At 55.5% G+C, this 26,992-nt stretch carries 24 protein-coding genes; 18 read left to right on the top strand and 6 right to left on the bottom strand.

What is annotated here, in order from left to right; genetic code table 11:
- Entirely contained in the window at window positions 1-1,167 is a 1,167-nt protein-coding gene (locus RHM65_RS14745; protein ID WP_322165230.1) for a cysteine desulfurase family protein, read from the bottom strand.
- Between the two features lie 947 nt (window positions 1,168-2,114).
- On the opposite strand from RHM65_RS14745, the gene RHM65_RS14740 reads away from it, so the two are divergent.
- From RHM65_RS14740 to ssuE, 16 genes are all read left to right on the top strand, one after another.
- Complete coding sequence (locus RHM65_RS14740; RefSeq protein WP_322165231.1) at window positions 2,115-2,900, top strand: hypothetical protein; 786 nt, start codon at window positions 2,115-2,117, stop codon at window positions 2,898-2,900.
- 52 nt (window positions 2,901-2,952) lie between these two features.
- Window positions 2,953-4,074, top strand: coding sequence for a DegT/DnrJ/EryC1/StrS family aminotransferase (locus RHM65_RS14735; RefSeq protein WP_322165232.1), 1,122 nt, complete (start codon window positions 2,953-2,955; stop codon window positions 4,072-4,074).
- A gap of 5 nt (window positions 4,075-4,079) precedes the next feature.
- Complete coding sequence (locus tag RHM65_RS14730) at window positions 4,080-5,594, top strand: lipopolysaccharide biosynthesis protein (protein ID WP_322165233.1); 1,515 nt, start codon at window positions 4,080-4,082, stop codon at window positions 5,592-5,594.
- A gap of 3 nt (window positions 5,595-5,597) precedes the next feature.
- Entirely contained in the window at window positions 5,598-6,551 is a 954-nt protein-coding gene (locus tag RHM65_RS14725; protein WP_322165234.1) for a glycosyltransferase family 2 protein, read from the top strand.
- Window positions 6,541-6,984 (top strand): low molecular weight protein-tyrosine-phosphatase, encoded by a 444-nt coding sequence (locus RHM65_RS14720; RefSeq protein ID WP_322165235.1) that lies wholly within the window; start codon window positions 6,541-6,543, stop codon window positions 6,982-6,984. The genes RHM65_RS14725 and RHM65_RS14720 overlap by 11 nt, the downstream gene beginning before the upstream one ends.
- A gap of 8 nt (window positions 6,985-6,992) precedes the next feature.
- Window positions 6,993-9,209 (top strand): polysaccharide biosynthesis tyrosine autokinase, encoded by a 2,217-nt coding sequence (locus RHM65_RS14715; RefSeq protein ID WP_322165236.1) that lies wholly within the window; start codon window positions 6,993-6,995, stop codon window positions 9,207-9,209.
- A gap of 32 nt (window positions 9,210-9,241) precedes the next feature.
- The gene (locus RHM65_RS14710) at window positions 9,242-9,994 is read left to right on the top strand and encodes a WbqC family protein (RefSeq protein ID WP_322165237.1); all 753 of its coding nucleotides are present in this window, start codon (window positions 9,242-9,244) and stop codon (window positions 9,992-9,994) included.
- 43 nt (window positions 9,995-10,037) lie between these two features.
- Window positions 10,038-10,553 (top strand): transcription/translation regulatory transformer protein RfaH, encoded by a 516-nt coding sequence (rfaH, locus tag RHM65_RS14705; RefSeq protein WP_322165238.1) that lies wholly within the window; start codon window positions 10,038-10,040, stop codon window positions 10,551-10,553.
- Between the two features lie 150 nt (window positions 10,554-10,703).
- On the top strand, window positions 10,704-11,705 hold the full coding sequence (locus tag RHM65_RS14700; RefSeq protein WP_322165239.1) for a glycosyltransferase: 1,002 nt from the start codon (window positions 10,704-10,706) through the stop codon (window positions 11,703-11,705).
- The gene (locus RHM65_RS14695; RefSeq protein WP_322165240.1) at window positions 11,702-12,940 is read left to right on the top strand and encodes a glycosyltransferase family 4 protein; all 1,239 of its coding nucleotides are present in this window, start codon (window positions 11,702-11,704) and stop codon (window positions 12,938-12,940) included. Before RHM65_RS14700 ends, RHM65_RS14695 begins: the two co-directional genes overlap by 4 nt.
- A 173-nt stretch (window positions 12,941-13,113) precedes the next feature.
- Window positions 13,114-14,376: a cellulase family glycosylhydrolase gene (locus RHM65_RS14690; RefSeq protein ID WP_322165241.1), complete on the top strand. Its 1,263-nt coding sequence runs from the start codon at window positions 13,114-13,116 to the stop codon at window positions 14,374-14,376.
- A gap of 73 nt (window positions 14,377-14,449) precedes the next feature.
- Window positions 14,450-15,592, top strand: a complete 1,143-nt coding sequence (locus tag RHM65_RS14685) for a glycosyltransferase family 1 protein (protein WP_322165242.1) — start codon at window positions 14,450-14,452, stop codon at window positions 15,590-15,592.
- Between the two features lie 98 nt (window positions 15,593-15,690).
- Complete coding sequence (locus RHM65_RS14680) at window positions 15,691-16,917, top strand: glycosyltransferase family 4 protein (RefSeq protein ID WP_322165243.1); 1,227 nt, start codon at window positions 15,691-15,693, stop codon at window positions 16,915-16,917.
- Between the two features lie 13 nt (window positions 16,918-16,930).
- Window positions 16,931-18,340 carry an undecaprenyl-phosphate glucose phosphotransferase gene (locus RHM65_RS14675; RefSeq protein ID WP_322183760.1) on the top strand — a complete coding sequence of 470 codons (1,410 nt, stop codon included), beginning with the start codon at window positions 16,931-16,933 and terminating at the stop codon, window positions 18,338-18,340.
- A gap of 134 nt (window positions 18,341-18,474) precedes the next feature.
- The gene (locus RHM65_RS14670; RefSeq protein ID WP_322165245.1) at window positions 18,475-19,554 is read left to right on the top strand and encodes a polysaccharide biosynthesis/export family protein; all 1,080 of its coding nucleotides are present in this window, start codon (window positions 18,475-18,477) and stop codon (window positions 19,552-19,554) included.
- 393 nt (window positions 19,555-19,947) lie between these two features.
- The gene (gene ssuE, locus RHM65_RS14665; RefSeq protein ID WP_322183758.1) at window positions 19,948-20,529 is read left to right on the top strand and encodes an NADPH-dependent FMN reductase; all 582 of its coding nucleotides are present in this window, start codon (window positions 19,948-19,950) and stop codon (window positions 20,527-20,529) included.
- A gap of 17 nt (window positions 20,530-20,546) precedes the next feature.
- Here the strand turns inward: ssuE and RHM65_RS14660 are convergent, their stop codons facing one another.
- The 5 genes from RHM65_RS14660 to RHM65_RS14640 all read right to left on the bottom strand — a co-directional run bounded on the left by RHM65_RS14660 (window position 20,547) and on the right by RHM65_RS14640 (window position 25,370).
- A complete protein-coding gene (locus RHM65_RS14660; RefSeq protein WP_322183756.1) occupies window positions 20,547-20,813 on the bottom strand; it encodes a hypothetical protein in 267 nt (88 codons plus the stop codon).
- A gap of 199 nt (window positions 20,814-21,012) precedes the next feature.
- On the bottom strand, window positions 21,013-21,786 hold the full coding sequence (locus RHM65_RS14655) for an OmpA family protein (protein ID WP_322165248.1): 774 nt from the start codon (window positions 21,784-21,786) through the stop codon (window positions 21,013-21,015).
- Between the two features lie 10 nt (window positions 21,787-21,796).
- On the bottom strand, window positions 21,797-22,210 hold the full coding sequence (locus RHM65_RS14650; RefSeq protein WP_322165249.1) for a DUF4398 domain-containing protein: 414 nt from the start codon (window positions 22,208-22,210) through the stop codon (window positions 21,797-21,799).
- A 731-nt stretch (window positions 22,211-22,941) separates the two neighbouring features.
- Window positions 22,942-24,288 (bottom strand): gluconate:H+ symporter, encoded by a 1,347-nt coding sequence (locus tag RHM65_RS14645; RefSeq protein ID WP_416194812.1) that lies wholly within the window; start codon window positions 24,286-24,288, stop codon window positions 22,942-22,944.
- A 179-nt stretch (window positions 24,289-24,467) separates the two neighbouring features.
- Complete coding sequence (locus RHM65_RS14640) at window positions 24,468-25,370, bottom strand: LysR family transcriptional regulator (RefSeq protein ID WP_322183754.1); 903 nt, start codon at window positions 25,368-25,370, stop codon at window positions 24,468-24,470.
- A 127-nt stretch (window positions 25,371-25,497) separates the two neighbouring features.
- Here RHM65_RS14640 and RHM65_RS14635 point away from each other — a divergent pair, with 127 nt between their 5' ends.
- A complete protein-coding gene (locus RHM65_RS14635; RefSeq protein WP_322183752.1) occupies window positions 25,498-26,199 on the top strand; it encodes a CoA transferase subunit A in 702 nt (233 codons plus the stop codon).
- A gap of 52 nt (window positions 26,200-26,251) precedes the next feature.
- Window positions 26,252-26,908 carry a CoA transferase subunit B gene (locus tag RHM65_RS14630; RefSeq protein WP_322165253.1) on the top strand — a complete coding sequence of 219 codons (657 nt, stop codon included), beginning with the start codon at window positions 26,252-26,254 and terminating at the stop codon, window positions 26,906-26,908.
- Window positions 26,909-26,992: the final 84 nt, after the last annotated feature.

The following is a 26,992-nucleotide window of genomic DNA, read 5'->3' as shown; positions in this document are numbered from 1 at the left end:
TCACGCCTGAGCAACTGCCCAGAACGCAGGCTGGCTCAACGAAGCTTTTATCAGCTGCGCAGCACGGTCAACATCCTGATCAGTGGTAAAGCGCCCAATGCTCAACCGAATGGTCTGACGCGCCGACGAGTCATCAAGACCTATCGCAAGCAACACATGCGAGGGCGTGTTGCTTGCTGAATTGCAGGCCGACGTTGAAGAAAAGGCCAAGGATTGACTCAACCCGCCTAGATCAAGGTCGCCTTGGCCGAACGTTAAGCTCAGGGTGTGAGGCACACGTTGGAGCTGACTGCCATTAATGCGCAAACCCGGAATGTCGATCAGGACCTGACGCAAGCGTTGCTGCAGCGCGGCGATCCGGGAAATTTCTTGATCGAACACCTGCTCTGCCAACTTGAAAGCCGCGCCCATGCCTGCGATTTGATGGGTCGCCAGTGTGCCCGAGCGCAAGCCATTCTCATGCCCGCCGCCGTGAATTTGTGCGTGTAATTGGCCTTCTGCGCGAGGACCTACATAAAGGGCACCAATACCTTTGGGGCCATAGACTTTATGGGCAGAGAACGACATCAGGTCCACCGCCAACTCTCCCAGATTAATCCTGACCTTACCTGCGCCTTGAGCCGCATCGACATGAAACAGCGCGCCCTGCTGACGAACCAGGGCGCCGATCCCAGCAACGTCGTTAACGCTGCCAAGTTCATTATTGACCAACATTAGAGACACCAGAAAAGTGTCAGGTCTCAGTGCAGCAGCCACGGCGGCTGGGGAGATGACACCGCTCGCATCCGGCGTCAGGTAAGTCACCTCATACCCGGCAGCCTGCAATTGTCGCGCGGTATCGAGAATAGCCTTGTGTTCAATTTGACTGGTAATAATGTGGCCGCCGTGCCGCGCTGTACCTTGAGCGAAGCCCTTAAGCGCCAAATTGTTCGATTCAGTAGCGCCAGAGGTCCAAATGATCTGGCTGGCCTGTGCGCCAACAAGGTCAGCCACGTGTTGCCGAGCCTGCTCCACCGATTGCCGCGCCGATTGGCCGTACGCATGAGAACTGGATGCCGGGTTTCCGAAATTCCCGGAAGCCCCCAAGCACCGGACCATGACCTCAATGACCTGCTCGTCCACAGGCGTGGTAGCGGCGTAGTCGAAATACAGCGGAAGATTTTTCATAGACTATTTTCTCTGAGGCGCACACCTCAGAAAGCAAAGGCGTTTGCGTGAAGCCGAAGCGTCGATAATGCCTGAGCCTGCATAGATCTAAAAATTATTAATTAGCATTTGTATATTACTAAAACGCATAGACTGCCTTTCGCGAACCCATGTCTACTCCCGCCCAGTCCCGTGGAGTAAAACCACGTCGAAAATTCATAACGTGCTTTTCGTGATAAACACACTCAATTAAATAGTGCGGACCACTTGTTACACCCATTCGCACATTAACTTCTTTAATAAAAACCAACTACACTCGTACGCGCACCTCCCGCCAAAACATCAAACTTACTACTGAACTTTTCCCTCCATGCTGTTTGTTTAAGGCGTCTAAAAACCGTCGCCGCACCGTGACGGTGCACACGATGTTTTTTTGACGGTCAACAAAATCAATGAGTTACAAATGCTAACAAACCGTTTATCAAAAATTTAACAGTTATTTGACGAAATAATTTGACAGGACGCACCGCGCCATCGATATATATGCCTGTCAGACGATTCATTGCTAATGCAGCAGTGCCAAAGAGCAGTGCGCACGTCACGTCTGGTCAACACCACTTGTAGTTCTGCCCACAAGACTTTAACTAGCGGGAAGGTGCGATTTTCCAGCGCCTGTGGGGTCCCGTTGATTGTTTGAATCATAAAAATTCAACTGAGCATGCTCGGTCAAGCGGTAGCTTTGCCTGTTCATTGATGCGTTGCCGAGTGTTTGAACGAGCGCGTAAGAACTCCAAACAGCTGTACTTCGCAAACCATGAACGACTGGATCAACTGATTCGGGCGGTAGCGTGGTGAGACGGTTGCGATTGCATCACTGCACTTTCCACTTTGCCAATGACTCAATCGCAATAATTGCCCCTGTACCTGACAACACCTTGATTCATCACTTTCCACAAGAGTCCTATGCGATGCCTTTATCTTTTGCCATTGATGAACAGCACGTAAAACAGCTGGCCAATGAGATCGATAACAACGGGTTTGCCACCCTGAACGGCGTCGTGGGCGAAGCCGAGCTCGCGCAATTGCGCGCCTACACAGAGCTTCACGCCAGTCAGCACCCTGGCGAATATTTTGCCTACCACGGCGAGCAGGCATTGGCCGACAGTCTCCTGGTCAACATCTGGGCCGACCCAGGGTTCAAAGCACTTCTGGCCCGCTTGTACCGGCAGGCCGCAGGCAAGCAAGCACCCAGTGACCAAATTTTCCCGGTGCTGCGCTGCGTACAAGGAAACCAAGGGCGACGCGAATCAAACAGCTTCCATTTCGACGCCAGTCTGGTGACCGCACTGGTCCCGATTTTTATTCCCGAGCACGGCGAAGAGCGCGGAGATTTGATTGTGTTTCCAAACGTGCGCCGGGTGCGTTCGTTGGTGCTGTTTAACGTGATTGAAAAAGCCTTACTGCAAAATCGTTTCAGTCGAAAGTTAATTTGTATGGCGCTGGATCGCGGTTGGTTCAAAGCTGAAACGTTGCAACTTGAACCGGGCAATATCTATTTTTTCTGGGGCTATCGGTCGTTGCATGCCAACCGCCCTGTCAGTCCGAACCTGAAACGCGCGACCGCAATCTTTCATTTCGGTGATCCGCACACCGGCAGTTTGGCTACCCGGTTGATTCTTAAATTCAATCAGCGCCGCGCTCGCCTGGTGAGCGAAAAAACCGGAAGCCCACCCACTCAATCAACGCCCAGTTAAAAGAGCTTTCAAGTGGGGAAATGAGTATTCAACGTCAGACACGGAGGCTTCGATGATCAATGTGACCAAGACCTATCTGGGCGATATAAACAAATTCAAAACATACGTGGACGGCATTTATGCACGCGGCTGGTTGACCAATCACGGGCCGCTGGTGACTGAGCTTGAACAACGGCTTAAGGACTACTTGGGCGTAAAGCACGTTCTGCTGACCAATAACGGGACGTTGGCGCTGCAAGTTGCTTATCGCGCGCTGGGTTTGACCGGCAGCGCGGTCACGACGCCTTTTAGCTTTGTCGCTACCAGCAGTTCATTGCAGTGGGAAGGCATTCGACCGATCTTCGCCGACATCGACGACGGCACTTGGAATATCTCCCCCGAACATATTGAAAGCCGAATTGTGTCCGACACGACGGCCATTGTTGGCACCCACGTATTCGGAAACCCGTGCGCGGTCGAACGCATTGAACAGATCGCCCTAAAACACAAACTCAAAGTGGTTTATGACGGCGCTCATGCGTTTGCGGTCCGCCATGCGGGGAAGTCAGTACTCAACTGGGGCGACATCAGCACCTTGAGTTTCCACGCCACCAAACTGTTCCACACCATAGAAGGCGGCGCGATCATCACTAACGATGACGAACTGGCCCGAAAAGTGTACTTGCTGTGCAATTTCGGAATTGCCGGCGTCGACACCATCGAAGGCATCGGCATCAACGCCAAGATGAATGAATTCTCGGCGGCGATGGGCCTGTGCATTCTTGATGACCTGGAAAATATTCTTGAAAAGCGCGCTGAAATTGCCCACCGCTACCAATCGCGCTTAGGCGACTACCTGGACTTGCAGCAGCCCGAACCCTATAGCGAACTCAACCATAGCTACTTCCCTGTTGGTTTGACCGGCGAACAACAATTACTGCGCGTGCGCGGGGCGCTCAACGACAAAGGCATCAACCCTCGGCGTTACTTCTATCCGTCTCTGGACACCCTCGATTATTTACAACCGCAAGCCGCCCAGAGCACATCCCGGGCGTTGGCTCAACGCGTGCTTTGCCTGCCGATCTACCCAGGGTTGGCGCAGGAAGACCAGGACAAGGTGATCGACACCTTGATTACAGAATGCACCCGGGGCCGCGTCAGCTATGACGACTCCGTCCTCGCTCAGGTTATTTAAGCGCCATGCCGAGAAAACTCTCCGTCATCAGAAACACCATGTTGAGCTACGCCGGACAGGCGTATGCGTTGTTGGTGGGTATTCTGATCATGCCTTTTTACCTCGGCCATCTCGGGGCTGAAGCCTACGGCCTGATCGGATTTTTCTCGGTGATGCAAGCGTGGTTGCAGTTGCTCGACGCGGGTTTATCGCCCAGCCTTGTGCGTGCAGTCGCCCACCAACAAGGCCTGGCGAATCAAGAACGAAGTGCCGGTCATTTGCTGCGCTCATTTGAAATCATGTTTTTGCCCATGGCTGCGGTCTGCACCTTGGTGATTTATGCGGCCAGCCCGTGGGTCGCAGCGCAGTGGCTGAACGCACAGACCCTGGATCAGGAAACCCTTGTCAGTTGCATCAGCATGATGGGCGTGATCATTGCGCTGCGCTTGTATGCCACGCTTTATAAAAGCGGCATCCAAGGCCTGGAACAACACGCGTGGTTGAACATCGCTAACGTGATTATTGCCACCCTGCGCTATTTTGGCGGCTTGCTGCTGGTGAGCATGTTGTCACAGGACCCTCGAGATTTTTTCGAATTTCAAGTTGCGGTGGGGCTGGTTGAAGCGTTAATTTTCGGCGCCCGGGCCTACCAGCAGTTGCCCGCCCCGCATCTGTTCAGCGGCTTTAACTGGTCACTGGTCAAACCGATTATTCCATTTGCCGCCAGCATGTCGCTGACCACCGTGCTGTGGATCGTGCTGACACAAATGGACAAGGTGCTGCTGTCCGAAATGCTCCTGCTCAAGGAATACGGTTATTTCTCGCTGGTCGCGCTGATTACCACCGGCATTCTGATGCTGGCCAACCCGCTGGCGCAAACCTTGCTGCCGCGCTTGACGGTGTTGATGGCCGAAGGTCGCGAGGACGACATGCACGCGTTGTTTCTCGGCGCCAGCCGCTTCGTTTGCACCCTGCTGTTTCCATTGGCCGCGGTGATCGGCTTCCATGCCGAGCCGCTGATTTTTGCCTGGACCGGTGATCAGGTCGCCGCTCATTGGAGCCGCTCAATATTGCTCTGGTACGCACTGGGCAGCGCAATCATGGCCGCCAGTTCGTTTCAGTTCTACTTACAGTACGCCCACGCCAAGCTCACCTTGCATGTTTGGTACAGCGTGGTATCGGCAATCGTCACCGTGCCAGTGATGTTTCTGGCGGTCCATTACCAGGGTGCATATGGCGCCGCCCTGGCGTGGTTCGGCCTACGTCTGGTGTCTTTCGTCATTTGGCCGTCAATTGTTCACAACCGCTTGGCCCCCGCAATTCACGGTCCTTGGGTGCACGACATCGTGCGCATCACCCTAATGACCGCCGTTGGCATCGCCGTCAGCGAACCGCTGTTCCGCATGATCGCCGGTCAAGACCGTATCACCACCTTCTTGGGCCTCGCTGTCAGCGGTTTCATTACGTTGATGTTGGTGGCCATGAGTCACAAACCGTTAGCCGCAAAACTTTATGTCCTGTTAAGCAAACCGAGTACATAAGCCATGGATGCCACTGTGCACAACGAAGCCTCTAAACTGCCGAAAACGCCTTCTGACCAGCCGCCCGTTGTGCCGCTGCTGAGCATTGTTTGTCCCACTTACAACCAAGCCGGATTTATTGCTCAAACGCTGGAGAGTTTCCTCGCACAGAAGACCAATTTCCCGATCGAAATCCTGGTCAACGATGACGCGTCGACAGATGGCACCACGCAAATCGTCGAACAGTATGTCGCTCGGTATCCGACGATCATCCGGCCGTTTTATCACCAGGTGAACCAATACTCTCAAGGCAATCTGTGCACGCCTGCGCTGTTCAAAGAAGCACGAGGAAAGTACATCGCTTTCTGCGAAGGCGATGATTACTGGACTGACACCCGCAAGCTGCAGATTCAGGTGGACTTCCTTGAGAACCATCCCGATTACGTGCTGACGTATCACGACGCTATGTCGTTCGACGACGAAGACGAGCGCGGTATTCAGTTGTTGGGCAATCTGCGCGCCGATGCTAGTGCCGTCGAATTGCAACGTGCCAGGCCAGTCTCGACACTCACTACCTGCTTTCGTAACGTCTTGCACGAATTACCACCGGAACTCTGGCTGGCGCCGCTCAATGACCTGTGTTGGTGGTCACTGCTCGGCGCCCATGGCAAGGGCAAGTTTCTCGGCGAAATAAAACCGGCCATGTATCGCGTACACCCTGGTGGCGTCTTCTCCATGCGCTCGCACAAACGGAAATTGCACATGAGCCTACAGACCTGTTCCAGTTTGGCCAACTACTACAACCGTATCGGCAATCAGGCGATGTACGAGTACTTCCTGGTGCAAGTGTTCAGCCTGTCGATCTCGGCTATTTCGCCGCTGCACAAGTTACAGGCGCTGCTGTTGGTGGCCCGTAACTTCAGCGTCAATCTCAGCAAGCGGCTCATGCTGTCGGTCAAGAAAGGTCATGTTCAATAATTTGCTGGTTATTTGCGTCGGCAACATCTGCCGCAGTCCGATGGCTGAAGCGATGTTTCGTCAGCGCCTCATGTCCACCGATGTTCAAGTTTCATCAGCAGGCATTCACGCGATGCTCGCCTCACCAATGGACCCCTTGGCACGGGAAGTTCTGAAAACCCATGACATTACGGCGCACAAGCATCGGGCCCGGCAGGTGGATCGACAGATGCTGCATGACGCCGAACTGATTCTGTTGATGGAAAACGAGCAAGTGCAAAACATCCTGAAACTGGCCCCTGAAGTGCGGGGCAAGACGTTTCTGATTGGCAAATGGCAACACGAACTGGAAATAGCCGACCCGTACCGGCGCCCGAAACTAGCCTTTGAACAGACCTTCGAGCACCTGTCGCGTTGTGTCGATGACTGGCTTCCTTATCTACAGTCGGAGTAACCCGATAAATGACCGTCATGAACCGCCCTGCATTGGACCTTTACCAAGACACCAAGATCGATTTGGCCACCGTCTTGCGTACCCTGTTTGACCACAAGGGCCTGATTGCGTCGATCGTCAGCGTATTTCTACTGGTTGGCTTGGCGTATGCCTTATTGGCGACACCGATCTATCAGGGCAACGCGATGATCCAGATCGAGCCGAAAAAAGTTGGCATCGAAGGTACCCCCGAGGTCAACAGCAAGCCGTTGTCCGTGTCTCAGGCCACCACTGAAATCGAACTGATCAAATCACGTGCGGTGCTGGGCAAAGTGGTCGAGGACCTCAAGCTCAACATCATTCAACGGCCTAACTATTTCCCGGTGTTCGGCGCCTACATGGCCCGTACGTTCAAACCGGACACGCCTGGCGCAGTGGCAGACCCGGTACTCGGTCTGCGCAACTACGCCTGGGGCGGCGAACAAATTAACGTCTTTCAACTCGACGTCCCAGACGCCTTGCTTGGTCAGAAGTTAACCTTGGTGGCCAATGGCGCCGATGCGTTCTCGTTATTTGATAAAGACGGCGGGGTGTTGCTTAACGGTCAAACCAATCAGACCGTCGAAGGCAATGGCGTAAAAATACAGGTGGCCACGCTCAAGGCACGCCCAGGCACAGAATTCACCCTGATCAAGGAACGCACGCTGATCAGCGCGCTGGATTACCAATCACGTTTGAACATCACCGAGGCCGGTAAAGACTCTGGCATTATCTACCTGTCGATCCAAGACCCGGACCCGATTCAGGCCAAGACCATTCTTGATGAAGTCAGCCACCTGTATGTTCGGCAAAACGTCGAACGCAGCTCGGCGGAAGCTGCTCAGCGTCTGGAGTTTTTGCGCTCGCAATTGCCGCTGGTCCGCAAACAGTTAGAGCAGTCGGAACAAGCCTTGAACGCATTTCAGGCCAGCGCCAAATCGGTGGACCTGAGCATCGAAACCAAGTCAGTGCTTGATCAAGTAGTCAATCTAGATTCCATGTTGTCCGAATTGAAACTAAAGCGTGTCGAGATTGAACGGCTGTACACCCCGGAACACCCGACCTATCGGGCGCTAATGACACAGATGGGTCAGCTTGAAACACAGAAGCAAACCTTGCTGAAAAAAATTCAGGCCTTGCCGGTTACGCAGCAGGAATTGCTGCGCCTGACGCGTGACATGCAAGTCACTACGCAGACCTACACCCTGTTGCTGAACAAGAGCCAGGAACAAGACATCCTTCGCGCCGGCAGCATCGGTAACGTGCGCATCATCGATAACGCTGATGCCAACGTTGAAGAGCCTGCCAAGCCCATGCGCAAGCTGATCGTGGTGCTCGCGACCCTGCTCGGAGCGCTGGTCGCCGTGATCGTGGTGTTTCTACGCCAGGCGTTCTACCGCGGTGTCGACAACCCGGAAATCATCGAAAACCTGGGTATGCCGGTGTACGCATCGCTGCCTTATTCGCGCCAACAAGAGCGCTTGGAAAAGAACAACCAAAACCGCACCGCCGACAAAGAGTCGAAGCTGCTCAGCGTTTCCGAGCCCACCGAACTCGCCGTCGAGTCACTGCGCAGCCTGCGTACCAGCCTGCATTTCGCCATGCTTGAAGCGCGCAACAACGTGCTGATGATTTCCAGTCCGACACCGGCATCAGGCAAGTCGTTTGTATCGAGCAACTTGGCGGTGATCATCGCCCAGACCGGTAAACGGGTATTGCTGATTGATGCCGATATGCGCAAAGGCTACCTGCATAAAATATTCGGCTTACAACCAAAGCACGGGTTGTCCGACACGCTGGCTGCGCGCCTGACCAGCAAAGAAGTGATCAACGCCACTGAAGTGCCACACCTGGATCTGATCTCCTGCGGCTTTGCTGCGCCGAATCCATCTGAGCTGCTGATGCATGACAACTTCAACAAACTGCTCGCCGACCTCGCTCCGCTGTATGACCTGGTGATCGTCGATACACCGCCGATCCTCGCGGTCACCGACGCCACATTGGTCGGACGTCAGGCCGGCACCACTCTGTTGGTGACCCGCTTTGGCCTGACCTCGGTCAAGGAAATCGAAGCCTCTAAACGCCGGCTGGGCCAAAACGGCGTAGTCATCAAAGGGGCTATTTTCAACGGTGTACTGCGCAAAGCTTCGACGGCTTCGTATGACTGCGCAGCGTACGGCTACAACTACAGTCCGACGCGAAAGTGACGGACATTACAACTATCCACTCGGAGATAAGTATGGTCCGGACAATCGCTATGATGCAGCCGTACCTGTTCCCTTATTTGGGCTACTTTCAGCTGATAGCCGCCGCCGATGTGTTCGTCTTGGGCGACGACTTGCAGTACATCCGTTCAGGATGGGTCAATCGCAATCGCATTCTTAATAATGGCGAGGCCAAGTTGATTACGTTTCCACTCAAACGTGACCGGTTTGACATGCCGATCAATCAACGACAGCTGAGTGACACCTTTGACGACGAAGTGAGCCGCTTGATCAACGTGATCACGCAAAGCTACGCCAAGGCCCCCTACTTCGCCCAGGTTATGCCGCTACTGGAACGGTTACTCCAGTTTCCGGTGAAGAATCTGGCGCTCTACATCGAACATTCGATCAGGGAAATATGCACCTATTTACACATCGATACGCCCATTCTGCGCGGCTCCGACTTACAGATCGGCACGCCCACTGACAAACAGGACCGAGTGCTGCGAATCGTGCAAACTTTTTCCTGCGAACGCTATCTGAATCCTATTGGCGGCATCGAGCTGTACGACCCTGAGTATTTCGCTCAAAACGGCGTTTTTCTGCAGTTCTTCAAGATGGACTCGATTGAGTACCGCCAATACAAAGGGCCCTTTGTGGGCAATCTGTCGATCATTGATGTGCTGATGTTCAATTGTGTCGAGCATGTGCAAGAGCTATTGAGTTGCTACTCGGTCTTTGGCGGCGCACAGCGGGAGCCCGCTGAACGGATGACAGCTACGGGCTGATCGTGTTCACCCAGTCACACTCGGATTGCAATGGAGCGTACTTATGACTCACATGGAAAATCCTGCGCGCTGGTACTTGATACAAACCAAACCCCGTCAGGAAGCCCGCGCGCAAGAACACCTGCAGCGTCAGCAGTTTGAGTGCTATCGGCCACTGAAAGCGGGTGCGCCGAAAAAACGCACCCCTCGTGCCGCCAGCGAAGAGGAGTTGTTTCCGGGCTACCTGTTCATTCGCATGGATCAGGTCAATGACAACTGGTATCCGATCCGTTCAACCCGAGGCGTAGCGCGCATCGTCACCTTCGGCTCACACCCAGTACCCGTTCACGACGACTTGATCCAGCAAATTCGCCAGCGGCTGCTGTCGCCCGAACCCAGGGTTGAATTTCAGCAGGGCGAACACGTTCTGATCAAGACCGGCAGTTTTTGCGACCTCGAAGCTATTTTCCTCGCCGCCGATGGCGAAGAACGCGCCGTTATCTTGCTCAACCTGCTGCAACGCGAACAAAAGGTCACGCTGCCAATCAGCAGCCTCGCGCGGATGGAAGCCAGAGCCTGAGCTCACGACCCTGTGGGAGCGAACCTGTTCGCGAAGCAACCTGCCTGACATTGCACGGGGGATTGTTCGCCAACAAATGGCTCCTATAGGCTCTTGTGAGTGGGGTACGGCGCGACATCTCTACCTTTCTAAATTGCCTGGAAGTGCACGATGACTCATAAAACTACGCTGGTGACGCTGACGTACGGTGACCGACTGCCCTACCTGCAAACCCTGGTCAGCCGTTCGTTGGCAAGTTCACAAATCGAACGGGTGATCATCGTCAGCAATGCGTCGGTTGCACCGCTGGAGTCTTTGACACGTGCTTGGCCTGGGCAGGTTGAAGTGATTTATCTGCAACAAAATACCGGCTCGGCCAAAGGCTATTCCGTAGGTATTCAAGCCGCGATAGATGCAGGTGCCGAATACATCTGGCTGATGGACGATGACAACGCGCCCACCGTCAATGCAATCGCCACGCTGCACCATTGCCTGTACAAGCGCGAGCGGATTGATGGTCGGGATAAAGCCGCTGTGCTGGGTTTCCGCCCTACTCATCAGGCCGATATTGCGGCCGGTGTACCCAAGCGCTTCGCCATCCAGCGCCGCTCAAGTTTCTTCGGTTTCCACATTGCTCAACTGCCGTACAAAATTTGGCGTCGCTTGCCGTGGGGCCACCCCAAGGCGAAACGCAATCAGCAGCCGATGGTTCAATTACCCTTTGCAACCTATGGCGGTCTTCTCGCCCACCGCAGCTTGTATCAACGCATTGGCCTGCCGTTGGATGCGCTGCTGTTGTACGCCGATGACAGCGAATACACCTGGCGCATTACTGCCGGGGGCGGGCGTATTTTCCTGGTGCCTGATGCCTTGCTCGATGACTTGGAAGAGTCGTGGAACATCAAAGCCAAAACCAACAACATTTATGAAAGTTTCTTGCTCGGCGGCTCCGACTTGCGCGCCTATTACGGCGCCCGTAACCAAGCCTGGTTCGACAAGAACATTTGGGCGTCCTCGTCTTGGATTTACAGCCTCAATCGCTGGGTATTTTTCCGCTTATTGCGCCTGATCGCCAAACGCCGGGGTGCGGAGCAGCGGCTGAACCTAATCGAAAAAGCGATCCATGACGGAGAGTCGGGCGTTTTGGGTCTTCACCAGTCCTACCCATTATGAAAATACTGTTCATCAACAGCCTCTACCCCCCTCACATCGGCGGCGGTGCCGAGATCATTCTGCAGCGTACGGCCGAAGGTTTGACCAAGCGCGGTTGTAACGTGGTGGTGCTGGCCACGGGGCCCGAAACTGGACTGACTAGCGATTGCCTGAACCGAGTCAAGGTCTACCGCGCCGGGCTGCGCAACTTCTATTGGCATTACACCGCCCAGCGTCCCGGACGCCTGAGCCGAATCGGTTGGCATATCCGCGACCGCTATAACGGCGCCATGCGCGAATACGTGCGCGAAGTGATCCGCGTAGAACGCCCAGACATTGTCGTCTGCCATAACCTCAGCGGTTGGTCTGTATCCGCCTGGGATGAAATCACAGCGGCGGGCATTCCGATTGTCCAAGTGCTGCACGATATGTACTTGCTCTGCCCTAGCAGCACGATGTTCAAGAATGGCAAATGTTGTCAGCAGCTATGCGCCAGCTGCAAACAGTTCCGCAAAGGCTATGACACACGCTCCGCGCAGGTCGACAGCGTAATTGGGGTTAGCCGCTTCATGCTCGAAACCCTCCAGGGTCAAGGCTACTTCAAAGGTGCGCAGGCCCACGTCGTGCATAACAGCAGTCCATTCCCGCCGCCCCCGGAAGTGGCCGCGCATGATGTGGACGCCCTGAAACCACTGCGATTTGGCTACATGGGCACGCTGTCTGAAGCCAAGGGTGTTCGTTGGTTGATTGAGCAATTTCAAAAACTTCCGTTCGACGCCACCCTACAGATTGCCGGCCGCGGCCAGCTCAATGACGAAACGCTGCTCAAGGGGTTGGTGACATCACCGAACATCAGTTTTGTCGGTTATCAGAAACCGGAAACGTTTTACAGCCAGGTGGATGTAGCGGTCGTGCCGTCGATCTGGAGCGAGCCCTTCGGCATGGTTGCCGTCGAGGCCTGCGCCCACTCACTGCCGGTGATCGCCGGACGAATGGGCGGCTTACCCGAAATCATTCAGGACCAGGTCAACGGTTTGCTCTGCAGTCCCGATGACCCAGACTCGCTGGGCCACGCGATGTTGAGTTTGCACGAGCAACCCGAATTACTGACCCGTCTGAGCACCCAAGCACGCAGCAGTGTCGCTTCGCTGCTCGACGAGGAGTTGATGCTCGACCACTACCAACGCATTTTCACCGAGACACTCCAGGGGAAAATCTTGCGACGCAGGGATCATCCCGTGTCGCATCCGGTATGAGCAAGGTTGATGGGCGCACCGCGGCGTAACCGTTTCAACTGATTCCGCACTTATTGCGCGTCCTTGCTCGGCCCACGACCACGAGCAAAGCTCTGGCCTGCGGCCTCTTTATGAGACGAATAATGTTCACTCTGAACCGGACCAGGTCCCGCCCGCGCCTGATATTTTTTTTGATGGGCGTGTTTTTAAGCTTCTCGGCCATGGCCGACGAGCCGTTCATCATCGGTGTCAGCACTCAGCTATTGAATAAAAAGGGCTCACTGACCCAGGTCATGCAACTGATCGCTGATGCTGGAATTACCTCAGTGCGTGACGATGCTTTGTGGTCCACCGTCGAGCCCAGGCGGGGCCAGTTACATATTGATTCGGTCTGGCTGAACTATTTGAGTGAAACCAAAGCCCGCCGTATCAGTCCGCTGTTGGTGCTGGGTTACGGCAACCCCTCTTATGACGACAACTCGAAACCTCGCGATCCGCAAATCAGACGCGCTTTCACCAATTACGCAAAGTTTGTGAGCCACAGGCTGGGCAATAGCGCCGGGTATTACGAGATATGGAACGAATGGGACGGCGAAAAATCGGGTGATGCAGCGTTGTCCACCGACTACGCGGTCTTGGTGACCGAAACCGCGCAACGCATCCGCTCCCAAAATAAGCAGGTGAAGATCCTAGCCGGTGCCGTAACCAGCAAGGGCATTGACATGGGATTTGCTGACCGCCTGATCGAAGCCGACGTGCTGTCAAAAGTAGACGGCTTATCGCTGCACCCCTCGGTGTATTGCCGCAACGCTGAACGTCATACCCCTGAACACTGGATCGCGTGGCTGCGCGATGTCGATGCGAACCTCAAGTCCATCGCCAATAAACCGGTGCCGTTGTACCTCACCGAAATGGGTTGGCCCAGTAACAACGGTAAATGCGGCGTTGATGAACGCACCCAGGCGGCTTATCTGGCGCGAAGCTTCTTCCTTGGGCGCACGCTGCCCGACATCAAAGGCATGTGGTGGTACGACCTCATCAACGAAGGCACCGACCGCAACGAAATAAAGCAAAACTTCGGCCTGCTGGAGCAGAACCTGCGACCGAAACCGGCCTACCAGACACTTAAAGCCATCAGCCCGACCGTGCGCGAGTTCCATTACGAAGCCGAAAAAAGCCGAGAAACCGACACCCATTACCTGCTGCGCTTCTCCAAAGGCTCAGAGCAAATACTGGTCGCGTGGAGCATCTCAGGAGGTCAAATGGCACACGTTGAGGCCAGCAGTCTTCAGCACGGCAATGTGCAGCTGATTGACACTGCCGAGCCGGAAAAAGGCCGCGTCGACAGTGGAAGCCCTTGGAAATGTGACGACAGCCGGTGCTCGGCCGAGATCCCGATCAATGAATTTCCAAAAATAATCAGCTTGGGGACACGTCCGCCGCTTTTTGCTCAATAACGGGTTTTAACCCTGCGACCAAGGCGTGCGAAGCCCTTGGATAACCGCTTTAATTTTCCTCAGGTCGCCTCCGATGATTGTGATCAATGCTCGCTTTCTTACCCAGGAATTGCGCGGGGTACAACGATTCGCTGAGCAGACGTGTCTAGCGCTCAAGCAGATCCGCAATGACCTGGTGTTCGTCGCCCCGCACGGCATCAAGATGCACGAGAGTGCCAGGGCGCTGGACGTCCAGTGTATCGGTCGCAACAGTGGCCACCTGTGGGAACAACTGGATCTGCCACTCTACCTTCGGCGCCAGGGCAATCCCTTGTTGGTCTCGTTGTGCAGCACCGCACCGTTGTTCTATAGCAACCAGATCGCCACCCATCACGACATCACGTACGTGCGTCATCCCGAAAGCTACACCCGGACGTTCCGCACGTTGTATCGGGTCATGACCCCGATTCTGCTGTCTCGCATCAAGGCATTGTTGACTGTCAGCAGTTTTTCAAAAGGCGAGATATCGCAGTTTTATAACTACCCCGAAAACAAGATTTTCGTTGTACCCAATGCTGTCAGCGACGCGTTTCAACCGGGGCCACCGCTTGGCAACAAACACGACTATCTGTTGGCCGTGTCTTCACCCAGCGCACACAAGAACTTCAAACGCATGATCGAAGCGTTTCTAACTTTGCGTGATCACGGTGCGTTGCAGCTGCACATTGTCGGCGCTGCCAGCGAGATATTTTCTGATCCCAGCCTTCAGCGGTTGGCTTGCAGCGATCCGCGCATCCGCTTTTTGGGCCGGCTCAGCGATGCCGAGCTGATCGCCCAGTATCAAGGTGCGACAGCCTTCATATTTCCCTCGCTGTATGAAGGGTTTGGTATTCCACCCTTGGAAGCGCAAGCCTGTGGTTGCCCCGTAATCGCCGCCAACGCAGCCTCGATTCCCGAGGTGTTGCAAGCCAGTGCGCTGTATTTCGACCCCCTGGACGTCGAGCATATTGCCGCTGCAATGGAACGGATATTGACCGACTTACCGTTACGCCAGTCGTTGCGCCGTCGCGGTTTGAATAACGTGGGCCGGTTTTCTTGGGAGGAGTCTGCACAGCGGGTGTCCCAGCGCATCGACACGCTGATAGACGAGGCCCGGCAGGCAAAGACCAAGCCGCTTGCCGCTCAGGACGTGGTCGGCGAGAAATTCCCGGCTGAGTCGTCCTCGGGTAAACCCTGAGCCCGGCCACCCTTCCCGGTAACTGCCTAACAACCGTCATGCCAGGACGCGCCACGCCCGCCTCCGATCGACGGCATGTACTTATAGAAAGGAACGCCATGAAAATTGCTATCGTCCATGACTGGCTCGTGACTTACGCTGGCGCTGAGCGCGTGCTCGCCGCCTTGATAAAGGTCTGGCCTGAAGCCGATCTGTTTTCGGTGATCGACTTTCTCAGCGACCAGGACCGTGCCCATTTGGGTGGCAAGAAAGCCAAGACCACGTTTATCCAGAATCTGCCGAAAGCCAAAACCCGCTATCAAAAATATTTGCCGCTGATGCCCCTTGCTATCGAGCAGCTGGACCTGTCCGGGTATGACCTGATCATTTCCAGCAGCCACGCCGTGGCCAAAGGGGTGCTTAGCGGGCCGGATCAGGTGCACATCAGCTATGTGCATTCCCCGATTCGCTACGCTTGGGATTTGCAACACCAATATTTGCAGGAAGCGGGCTTGCATCGCGGCTTCAAGAGCCGGGTCGCGCGAATGATCCTGCATTACATTCGTATGTGGGATCAGCGTACTGCGGCGGGCGTGGATGACTTCATCGCCAATTCGCACTTCATTGGCGGACGGATCGCCAAAGCCTATCGCCGCGAATCCAGGGTCATTTATCCGCCGGTCGACACCGAAGGCTTCACCCTGCAAGAAACCAAGCAAGAGTTTTACCTGACGGCCTCGCGGATGGTGCCCTACAAGCGCATCCCAATGATCATCGAAGCCTTTGCGGCCATGCCGGACAAACACCTGATCGTTATCGGCGAAGGTCCTGAAATGGAAAAATGCCAGGCTATTCAGGCGCCAAACGTCACCTTACTCGGTTATCAATCCTTCGCCTCGCTGCTTGAACACATGCGCAACGCCAAAGCGTTTGTGTTCGCCGCCGAGGAAGATTTCGGCATCAGCCCCGTGGAAGCCCAGGCGTGCGGTACACCGGTGATTGCCTTTGCCAAGGGTGGCGTATTGGAAACCATCCATGGCTTGGACCAACCCGTACCAACGGGGGTCTTTTACTACGAACAGACCGCCGAAGCGCTGAAGGCGGCGGTTGCCGAGTTTGAGAACGCCAAGCCACGCATCAGTGCCTTGGCCTGCCGTCTTAACGCCGAACGTTTTTCCGCAGAACGTTTCGAGCAAGAAATCAAAACCTTCGTCGACTCACGACTGGAGGTCGCTCGCACCGCACACCGGCGCCCTCTGAGCGCCCCTGTTAGTGCCCCGGTACCTGCCCCGATGGTGATCCTTTCCGAGCACAGTGCGCGGGTCGTTCCAATCAAATCTGTTTGAACGAGAACTGGCCATGAGCACTCCTTTTCGCGGCATTCTCCACGCGCATCAGTCGCTGCTGTCCGTGGCCCATCGTTTGCTAGATCTAACCGTCATCGTGCTGTGCGGTTATTGGGTCAACCGACTTGAAGGCAAGCCAACGGATGCCGAACTCTGGTTGCTGATCATGCTGTCGGTGCTGGTATTCCACTGGCTTAGCGACTATCACCAACTGTACGGGTCTTGGCGCGGCGAACGCATCCTTCGCGAACTGATCAAGGTCTTCAATTATTGGGCCGTGACATTTGTGATCTTACTGTGCGTGGACTACCTGATGTTGCACCACGCCCGCCCGCCCGATAATAGCCAAATGGCCTGGTATGCCTTAGTGCTGGTGCTGCTGTGTGGTTATCGCTTGTTGATTCGCAGTGTGCTGCAAGGTTTGCGGCGCCGGGGCTTTAACACTCGACGTGTGGCGATCGTCGGCACCGGCCAATGTGGCGAGCGCTTGGCCATGTCGATCATCGCCGCCCCCTGGATGGGTCTGAATCTGCTTGGCTTCTATGACGAACACCCTCAGCAAATGGACCTTGTGGCCATTGGCCGACGCGTCCCCGTTCGAGGCAATCTTGAGCAGTTGATCGACGAAGCCCGTAACGGCCACATCGACAAGATCTACGTCACCTCCGCCTTTGAGGGAGAGGGTTTGCGCGAGCTGGTCAAACGCTTGAGTGATACCACCGCCTCGGTGTACTTGATCCCCGATATGTTCATGTTCGAGCTGCTGCATGCGCGCAGTGAAAGCATTAACGGCCTGACGAGCATCAGCATTTTCGACTCACCCATGGACGGCGCCTGGAGTGTGGTTAAACGTTTCGAAGATGTGGTGTTATCCAGTCTGATTCTAGTGATGATCGCGTTGCCGTTGCTGCTGATATCCATTGCGATCAAATGCACCTCCCATGGCCCAGTGCTGTTTCAGCAGCGCCGCTACGGGCTCGATGGTCGAGCGATCATGGTCTACAAATTTCGCAGCATGACCGTGCAGGAAAACGGCGATGTCATTCGCCAAGCCACCCGCAACGATGCACGAATTACCCCGCTAGGGGCCTTTCTGCGGCGCACCTCGCTAGACGAGTTGCCGCAGTTTTTCAACGTACTGCGCGGCGACATGTCGATCGTCGGACCACGCCCTCATGCGGTGGCGCACAACGAGCAATACCGTACGCAAGTCAGCGGCTACATGCTGCGGCACAAAGTAAAACCAGGGATCACTGGATGGGCGCAGATCAATGGCTGGCGTGGAGAAACCGACACGCTGGACAAGATGCAAAAACGCGTCGAATTCGACTTGGAATACATCGAGCATTGGTCAGTTTGGCTGGACATGAAAATCATCCTGCTGACTCTGTTCAAAGGCTTTCTTAACAAGAACGCTTTTTAACTAACTCATCTCTCCACGCACTCGGCTCGATCAGGAGGCGCGCCGCTGTGTGGGCGATGAAGTTGTAACGGTGTTGGAAAGGGATGCAATGAAATCACTGCGGTGCGTCACGCACTTTTGAAAGGAAGAACTCTATGAAGCGAACTCTAGCCGTTGTGCTGCTTTCCAGCCTGATCCTACAGGGCTGTGCCTTTGCTCCCGGGCAGCATATGACTCCAGATGAAGTAGAAGACAACACGCCTGGCGCGCCCAAAGTAACACTCGTTGCCATTACGACTGCCAGCGTGCTGCAAACCAATAACTGGCGAAAACCCAAGCCATTACCCGCGGAACTGCTGAGTTATAAGACCCCCGAGTACCTCATCGGTCCCGGCGACACGTTATTGGTTACTGTGTTTGAACACCCTGAGTTAACGGCCCCTGGCTCCCAGGATCAACTGGATGCCAACAGCCGGGAAGTGCTGAGCGATGGAACTGTATTCTTTCCGTATGTAGGAAAAATCCAGGCCGCCCACAGAACCGTAGCCCAAGTCCGCGAACAACTGCGAATGGGCCTCGCACCGCAATACACTGAGGTCAAAGTCGACGTCAAAGTGTTGCGTTACAACAGCCAACGTATCTTGCTGTCGGGCGCGTTCAAAAGCCCGGGCTCGCAGCCGATCACCAACATTCCGCTGAGCCTGGTGCAAGCCATCAGTACAGCCGGACTGGACCTGACCGACGCCAACCTCGCAGGATTGACCCTCAAGCGTGACGGCAAGGAATACGTGCTCGACGTCGATGCGCTGAACCGCAAAGACTCGCAGCTCAGCAAGATATTCCTTAAGGACGGTGATTACCTCCACTTGAACAGCAACTCGCCGAACAAGGTGTACGTGCTGGGCGAAGTGGTACGTCCGCAAGTAATTTCATTTGGTACGACGTCGTTGACTCTGATGGAAGCGCTGGGAAATTCCGGTGGCCTGAGCCCAGATTCAGCCGACGGTAATGCGGTGTACGTCATCCGCTCAGGCGACGTTAACGGCCAGACGGCTACGGTCTACCACCTGAATGCGGAAAAACCGACCGCCTTCGTCCTGGCGCGACAGTTCACGCTCGAAGCCCAAGACGTGGTGTTTGTCGGCCCCGCCAACATCACCCGTTGGAACCGTTACATCAGCAACCTGCTGCCATCGGCCAGCGTCGTTGCTACGGGTGCAGCGTTCAAGAACTGAACCTCACCGCCCAACAAAAATCCCCGCGTTGCAAAACGCGGGGATTTTTTTGTCTGAGGTTTGGGAAACTATGGCCATCCATCACCCCTCTGTGGGAACCAACTTGCTTACGAGGCGGCCCGTCTAATAAGCCGCTTGAGGCGCTTCGCCAACACGTTAGTCTCTACAGAAGCAACAAGTGAAGTGTTGCCCCGGCAACAGTGAATCAACACTTGCAGCGAAAACCCGTAGTTCACGCGGTCAGTTACAAAATATTAATATCAATAAATATTATAACTATCAATCAGTTATAAGCATAACCGCGACTGGCACACATGCTGCTTTGATCTTAATAACCGGTGACCCGTCCGAAGCCTCTGCATCGCGGCTGACATTGACCTAAGGAAATACAGCATGTTGGTAGTTTCTCTCTCAGGCAGCCCTACCCTGAAATCCCGTTCCGGCGTGGTTCTGGAGCACGCCCGCAGTTGGTTGCAGGCCCATGGCGTGAACGTCAACGCCTTGAAGATCCGTGATTTCAACGCTGAAGATCTGCTCTACGCGCGCTTCGACAGCCCAGCCGTCATCGAGTTTATCGAAGCCGTCCGGCAAGCCGATGGGTTGTTGATTGGCACCCCTGTGTACAAAGCGTCGTTTTCAGGCGCACTGAAGACCTTACTGGACCTTCTGCCAGAACGCTCGTTGTCCGGCAAAGTGGTATTACCGTTAGCTACCGGCGGCAGCATCGCCCATATGCTGGCAGTGGATTACGCGCTGAAGCCGGTGCTCTCGGCGCTCAGATGCCAAGAAGTGTTGCACGGCATTTTCGCCATCGACACTCAAATCAGCTACAGCGAAAACGAATGGGGCGGCGAACTCGACGAGATTCTCACCGAACGCCTGCAAGAAGGGCTCGAGCATTTTTATCATGGCTTACAGCGCCGGGCGCAGGCCCGTCAAACGGCTGCAACCGGGCATTTGAGATTGGCGTTGTAATCCACTGACCCAGGCGATTAACCCTGACGATCGGTATGAGTAATCTGGCGAATTGCGCTCATGTCGCCGCGGTTATCAAACTCGTGGGCGATTTGCGGGGTATTGAGCAACTGGGTTTTCTTAACTTGGTATTCATCGAATGACAAACCCCGACGGTTCAAATCTTCGAGGGCGAGTTCGTGGGTTTCTTCGGCAGTGTACGGACGCAACTCAGGAGAATGGGTGGCACACCCCGAAACGACTGCAGCGGTGATTAACAGGGCAAGGAGCGTAAGGCATTTCATGAGCGTATCCACAGGGTTTGTTTCGGGAATGTGCCAAGGCTACCCGTCACCGTCTCTGAGCAAAAATCACCGCTCTTGATAGTCGCTATTGACCTGCTCGCTCTCGCCACGCATTTGCGGTCAACAAAAAAAACCCGCCACGCAAACGGATTGCGTAAGGCGGGCTCGATCAGCGTCCTGTCGATCAACTTGGGGGTTGTTAGTGACGCGTATCAACCATCGCAGCGTCGTTGGAAACGATCACTTCGACCCGACGGTTGAGCTGGCGGGAATGCTCGCTGGCGTTGCTTGCAATCGGGTGTTCAGCGCCGTAACCGGTGCTGGTCATGCGCTCGAAACCCACGCCCAGTTTTGACAAGGCACGCACCACGGCAAAGGCCCGACGTTCCGACAGTTGCTGGTTGAAATCACTTCTGCCGGTGCTGTCGGTAAACCCTTCAATGCGCACCTTGCGCTCAGGGTTAGCCCGCAGAAACTCAGCCAGTTGCTGAAAGTTACGCTGGCTGCCGTATTTGAGTTCGGCCTTGCCGGTATCGAACAACACGTCGCCGAAGGTGATCACCTGACCGCGCTCGGTGGTCTTGGCTTTCATCGCCTGCAATGCCCGCAGCTGTGCCGTGCGCACATCCAGACGGACTTGAGTGCGTTCGGCGTCGATGCTTTTCAAACCGGCTTCGGCTTCGCGCCCTAGAATCGTTTGTTCAGCGAGCGCGATTTTCTGGCTGGCGACATAGGACAGCTGTTCAATCGCCGGGGCTTTGCGGTCTTGGCTGGAGAGCTGGTCGGCTTTGCCCAACGCCATGAATGCGTCTTTGGTTTCAAGGGCAGCCAAGGTGCTCGACTGCGGCTTGCTTTGCAGCGCAGCGAACTGGCTCCGGGCTTGCAGAAGATCGGCGTTTTCCGGGGTAGCGGCGCAGCCCGCCAGTAACAGGCCGGCAACCGCAGCCACGGGAAGCATCAATGAATTACGCATACGCTAATCCTTACAAAGAGTCGTCGGAAGACGAATTGAGACCGGCATCCGGCGCTTGAAGCATTTCCTGCTTCAGTACTTGAATACCGTTGCGGGACGCTTCCAATTGTTGCTGCCACTTGACCGCGTGGGCTTTACGCTCGGCCAGGTTGGCATCCACCTCGACCTGTTCGGCCAACAGCCGGGATTGGGCGGCATCTCGCTCACCCATGGCGCGCTCGAGTAGCAATAATTTGTCCTGTGCCGACTTCATTTCCAGCGGCGCGTACTGGGTCGCTTCCGCAGAAACAGCACGGTTCACAGCACTTTTGGACAGGGCGATTTGCTCTTCCGGCAGCGGCGCACTGGCACAAGCGGCCAATGTTCCGACAGCTAACAACAGGGCAGATACACGGGCACGGTTATACGCACGTTGAAGACTCATCAAACGCTCCAGACTATTAAATTAAGAAACCCTCAGTATCTGGTTTCCAAGTTCAAACTTTCGTCATGCAAGCCATCACTGGCGACCTGAAAAACAGGTGCTTTCCGGACGTGCCGCAGACTATCTGAAGCGCAACGAGCGTTATGTAGGACGATTCCGAGTTTGCGAAGGGAAATGTCGCCAGCGCCTTAAATACAACGCTGGCGCGCTGCAAAGGGACATGTCAAACGCGGGCGCACTCTGTAGGAGCCCACGTGTCGGCGAAGGTCCTTCGGCCCTTGTCGCAGCCTTCGGCGGCTCTCATCAAATACCGCCTACCTTTTGAATTCAGAAGCTATTTTGTAAGGGCTGCCGAAGGCCGCGATGAGTGTTAGGTGCCTGCTATCCCAGATCTGCCGACGTCCCCTGTGGGAGTTGGCTTGCCAACGAAAGCGTCATTGCAGGCGCACCAGGTTTCAAGTCGACATCGGTTACGCGATCACAGGCCTTTTCGCGGGCAAGCCTGCTCCCACAGAATGTTGAACGGCGTTAGTCTTTTGGCGCCGATGAAATCCCAAAGCGTATCGGCTTCGCGCCGTTCGGCTGCTCCTACAGAATCTGTGCAGCGCCAAAAACCGTGGGACCGAATTTATTCGGGAAGGCTTCAGTCCTGACACCCTGCAACCTCAATCCACACAAAGTGCCACCCAGTTTGCTGCGCCCCAGCCCGGCGTCGAAGACGGGGGCAAACGCTACACAAACCATTCCCACAACAGGAACGTACCGATCAGCCCCACCACTGAAACGATGGTTTGCAACACGGACCATACCCAGATGGTTTGCTTGAGTTCCAGGCCGAAGTACTCACGAACCATCCAGAAGCCGGCGTCGTTCACGTGGCAAAAGAACACCGACCCCGCACCAATCGCCAGCGCAACCAGCGAACTTTGCGTCGCCGCAAGGCCCGCCATCAATGGCGCCAGAATCCCTGCGGTGGTGGTGGTGGCCACGGTCGCCGAGCCGGTTGCTTGACGTAGCAGGACTGCGATCACCCACGCCAGCAGCAGGTACGGCATGTGCGCGCCTTCGGCGAATTTGCTGATGGTGTGGCTCACACCGGCGTCCAACAGCGTTTGCTTTAAGCCGCCGCCGGCACCGATGGTCAGCAACAGCACCGCAATCGGCGCCAACGCTTTGCGCAGCGTATTGCCCACATGCTCGCGGGAAATGCCGTTGGCCCAACCCAAACAAATCACCGCGGCAATCACTGCCAGGCCCAAGGCGACCAGCGGCTCACCGAGAAACTTCAAGGTCAGCGCGACGTTGCTTTCCGGGGCCATGGCCACTTTGGCCAAGGTGCTGCCAAGCATCAGGATGACGGGCAGCAAAATAATCAACAGCGAGGTACCGAAGCTTGGTTGACGGGTCGCCGTCGGTTTGGCAGTGAACAATGCGCCGATGTCGGCAGGTTCTCCGACGTGCATGCGTTTTGACAACCAGTTACCGTAGATCGGACCGGCGAGAATCACCGCCGGAATGGCAATGATGATGCCCAACAACATGGTCAGGCCCAAGTCCGCATGGAGCGCGCTGACCGCAATCAACGGTCCGGGGTGCGGCGGCATCAGTGCGTGCAAAGTGGTCATGCCCGCCAACGCAGGGATGGCGATCCGCAGCAGCGGCTGCCCGGAACGACGCGCCATCACGAAGATGATTGGCACCATCATCACCAGGCCCACTTCGAAAAACAGCGGCAACCCGATGACCATCGCCACCAGCGCCATGACCCATGGCAGCGAGCGGCCTTTACCCAGACCCAACAAGGTCGTGGCAATTCGGTCGGCAGCGCCGGACTCAGCCATGAGTGCCCCGAGCATCGAGCCCAGCGCGATGATAATCCCGGCCTCACCAAGAATCCCACCGGCGCCTTTGCTGAAGGCTTTTGCGACGTCTTCAGGCGGTAAACCCGCGCCAACCCCTGCGATGAACGTGCCGATCAAAATCGACAGGAACGGCGGCAGCTTGGTGGCGCTGATCAACACGATGATGATGGCAATGGCCACGAGACAACAAACCATCAGGCGCGTGTCATGAGCCATCCAGGCAACAGATGAGAAATCCAAAGCAGTGCTCCTTATTCGTAGGGCTATTATGGGTAAAGCAGATGTTCGCAAGGCAGCGTTGAAATCCAATTCAGAAATATTTGGTCTCAATTGCGCGCAACAATACCTCAACTTCCCGCTTCGGAGCGCCGTTTTCCGCTAAGGATGGCTCCTTTTCATAGCTTTTGCGGCCCTTGCTCCAGAGCGGATTCGATCAACACATCGCGCAGCGCTTGCGCCGCAGCCGACAGTTTGTGGTCGGCGAGCATCATCAGGCCGATACGCCGCTCGATGCGGGGCTCGGACAACGCCACACACTGGGCGCCCAATTCACGCATTTGCTGGATGCATAACGAAGGCACCGCACTCACGCCCAACCCATTGGCGACCATGCGTCCAATGGTCGATAGTTGATGGCTCTCAAACGCGACGGACAGTTTGCCGTGCTGGGTGTGCAAGTCCTGTTCGAGTAACAGGCGCACTGCCGAGGGACGTTGCAGGGCAATAAAATCCTCGCGCAGTAACTCGCTCCAGGTCACTTCCCCGCGCTCGGCCAGCGGCGAGCTTGTGGGTACCACGGCCACAAACCGGTCCATATAGAACGGAGTGAACAGCAACGAACTGCTGGACTCCGGCTCGAAACCGATGCCCAGTTCCACCCGCCGATGGCGCACCATTTCCAGCACCTGCTCATTGATCACGTCATGCACCGCGACGTTGACCCGTGGATAGCGCCCGCGAAACACCTTGAGTACCCTGGGCAGCAAATTACCCGCGTAGGACGGCATTGCCGCGATAGAGACTTTGCCCAACTGCAACGTGAAGCGTTGGCGCAATAGTTCTTCGGTGTTGTCCCAATCTGCGAGCAACTGGCGCGCCAGCGGCAGCAAAATTTCGCCCTCTGGCGTCAGGCTGACGCTGCGGGTAGTGCGGCTCAGCAGCTTGCCGCCCAATTCATCTTCTAGACTCTTTACCGTCAAGCTCAGCGCGGGTTGCGACAGGTGCAAACGCTCCCCCGCTTGAGCGAAACTCAGGCACTGGGCCACGGCAAGAAAAGCGCGGAGCTGTTTGACGTTCATATATTTACTTTCTTTATCAATCCATCAGAAAAACAAAATTAACAAATCATTGCTGGCAAGAGAAGATGCTCCGAACGCGATTCGGCAACCCGTTTGTCGAACAACAACTACAAAAGGCGGATCTACCATGGCTGGACTCGACAAACGAGTATCAACGTACGAAGAAGCCCTTGATGGGCTCACCGATAACATGACCGTGTTGTCTGGTGGTTTCGGTTTGTGCGGAATCCCGGAAAACCTGATTGCAGAAATCAAACGCCGTGGCGTTAAGGGTCTGACCGTGGTTTCCAACAACTGTGGCGTTGATGGTTTCGGTCTGGGCGTGCTGCTCGAAGACCGGCAGATCCGCAAGATGGTTGCTTCGTATGTGGGCGAGAACGCCCTGTTCGAACGCCAATTATTAAGCGGCGAACTGGAAGTCGAACTGACCCCGCAAGGCACCTTGGCTGAAAAAATGCGCGCGGGCGGTGCGGGCATTCCTGCGTTCTATACCGCAACCGGTTACGGCACGCCGGTGGCAGACGGCAAGGAAACTCGCCAGTTCAACGGTCGGAACGTGATCCTTGAAGAAGCGATCACCGGCGACTTCGCCATCGTCAAAGGTTGGAAAGCTGACCATTTCGGCAACGTCGTTTATCGCCATACCGCACAGAATTTCAACCCGGTTGTTGCCACTGCGGGGCGTATCACCGTGGTCGAAGTTGAAGAAATCGTAGAGCCTGGCGTGCTGTTGCCGAGCGAAATCCATACCCCCGGCATCTATGTTGACCGCGTCATTCTGGGGACCTTCGAGAAGCGCATTGAACAGCGCACTGTAAAGAAGGCCTGAAGCCGCTTTTTTCTCGCACGATCATTCTCCAGAACAACAAGAGATTCTGACCATGGCACTTTCCCGCGAACAAATGGCACAGCGCGTCGCCCGTGAACTCAAAGACGGGTTTTACGTCAACCTCGGTATCGGCATTCCGACCCTGGTGGCCAACTATGTACCGACCGACATCGACGTGATGCTGCAATCGGAAAACGGCCTACTCGGCATGGGCGAATTTCCCACCGAAGAAACCATTGATGCCGACATGATCAACGCCGGCAAGCAAACCGTGACTGCGCGCAAAGGGGCGTCGATTTTCGACTCGGCCCAGTCGTTCGCGATGATCCGTGGCGGCCATGTAGATCTCACCGTTCTCGGTGCGTTCGAAGTCGACGTTGAAGGCAACATCGCGTCCTGGATGATCCCCGGCAAGCTGGTTAAAGGCATGGGCGGCGCGATGGACCTGGTAGCAGGTGCCGATAACATCATCGTCACCATGACCCACGCCTCCAAAGACGGCGAGTCGAAACTGCTGTCACGCTGCAGCCTGCCGTTGACCGGCGCCGGTTGCATTCGCAAGGTGCTGACCGATCTGGCCTATCTCGAAATCGCTGACGGCGCCTTCATCCTGCGCGAGCGCGCGCCGGGGGTCAGCATCGAAGAAATCATCGCCAAGACCGCAGGCAAATTGATCGTGCCGGACGACGTGGTTGAAATGACGTTTTAAAGGGATTGCATAGACACCTCCTTGTGGGAGCAGGCTTGCCTGCGAATTAAACGACGCGGCCCTTCAAACAGGCCGCATTGAAAC

Origin of the sequence: Pseudomonas sp. CCI4.2 (genome assembly GCF_034350045.1) — a bacterium.
GTDB lineage: Bacteria > Pseudomonadota > Gammaproteobacteria > Pseudomonadales > Pseudomonadaceae > Aquipseudomonas.
This window is presented reverse-complemented; position numbering and strand designations above follow the sequence as displayed.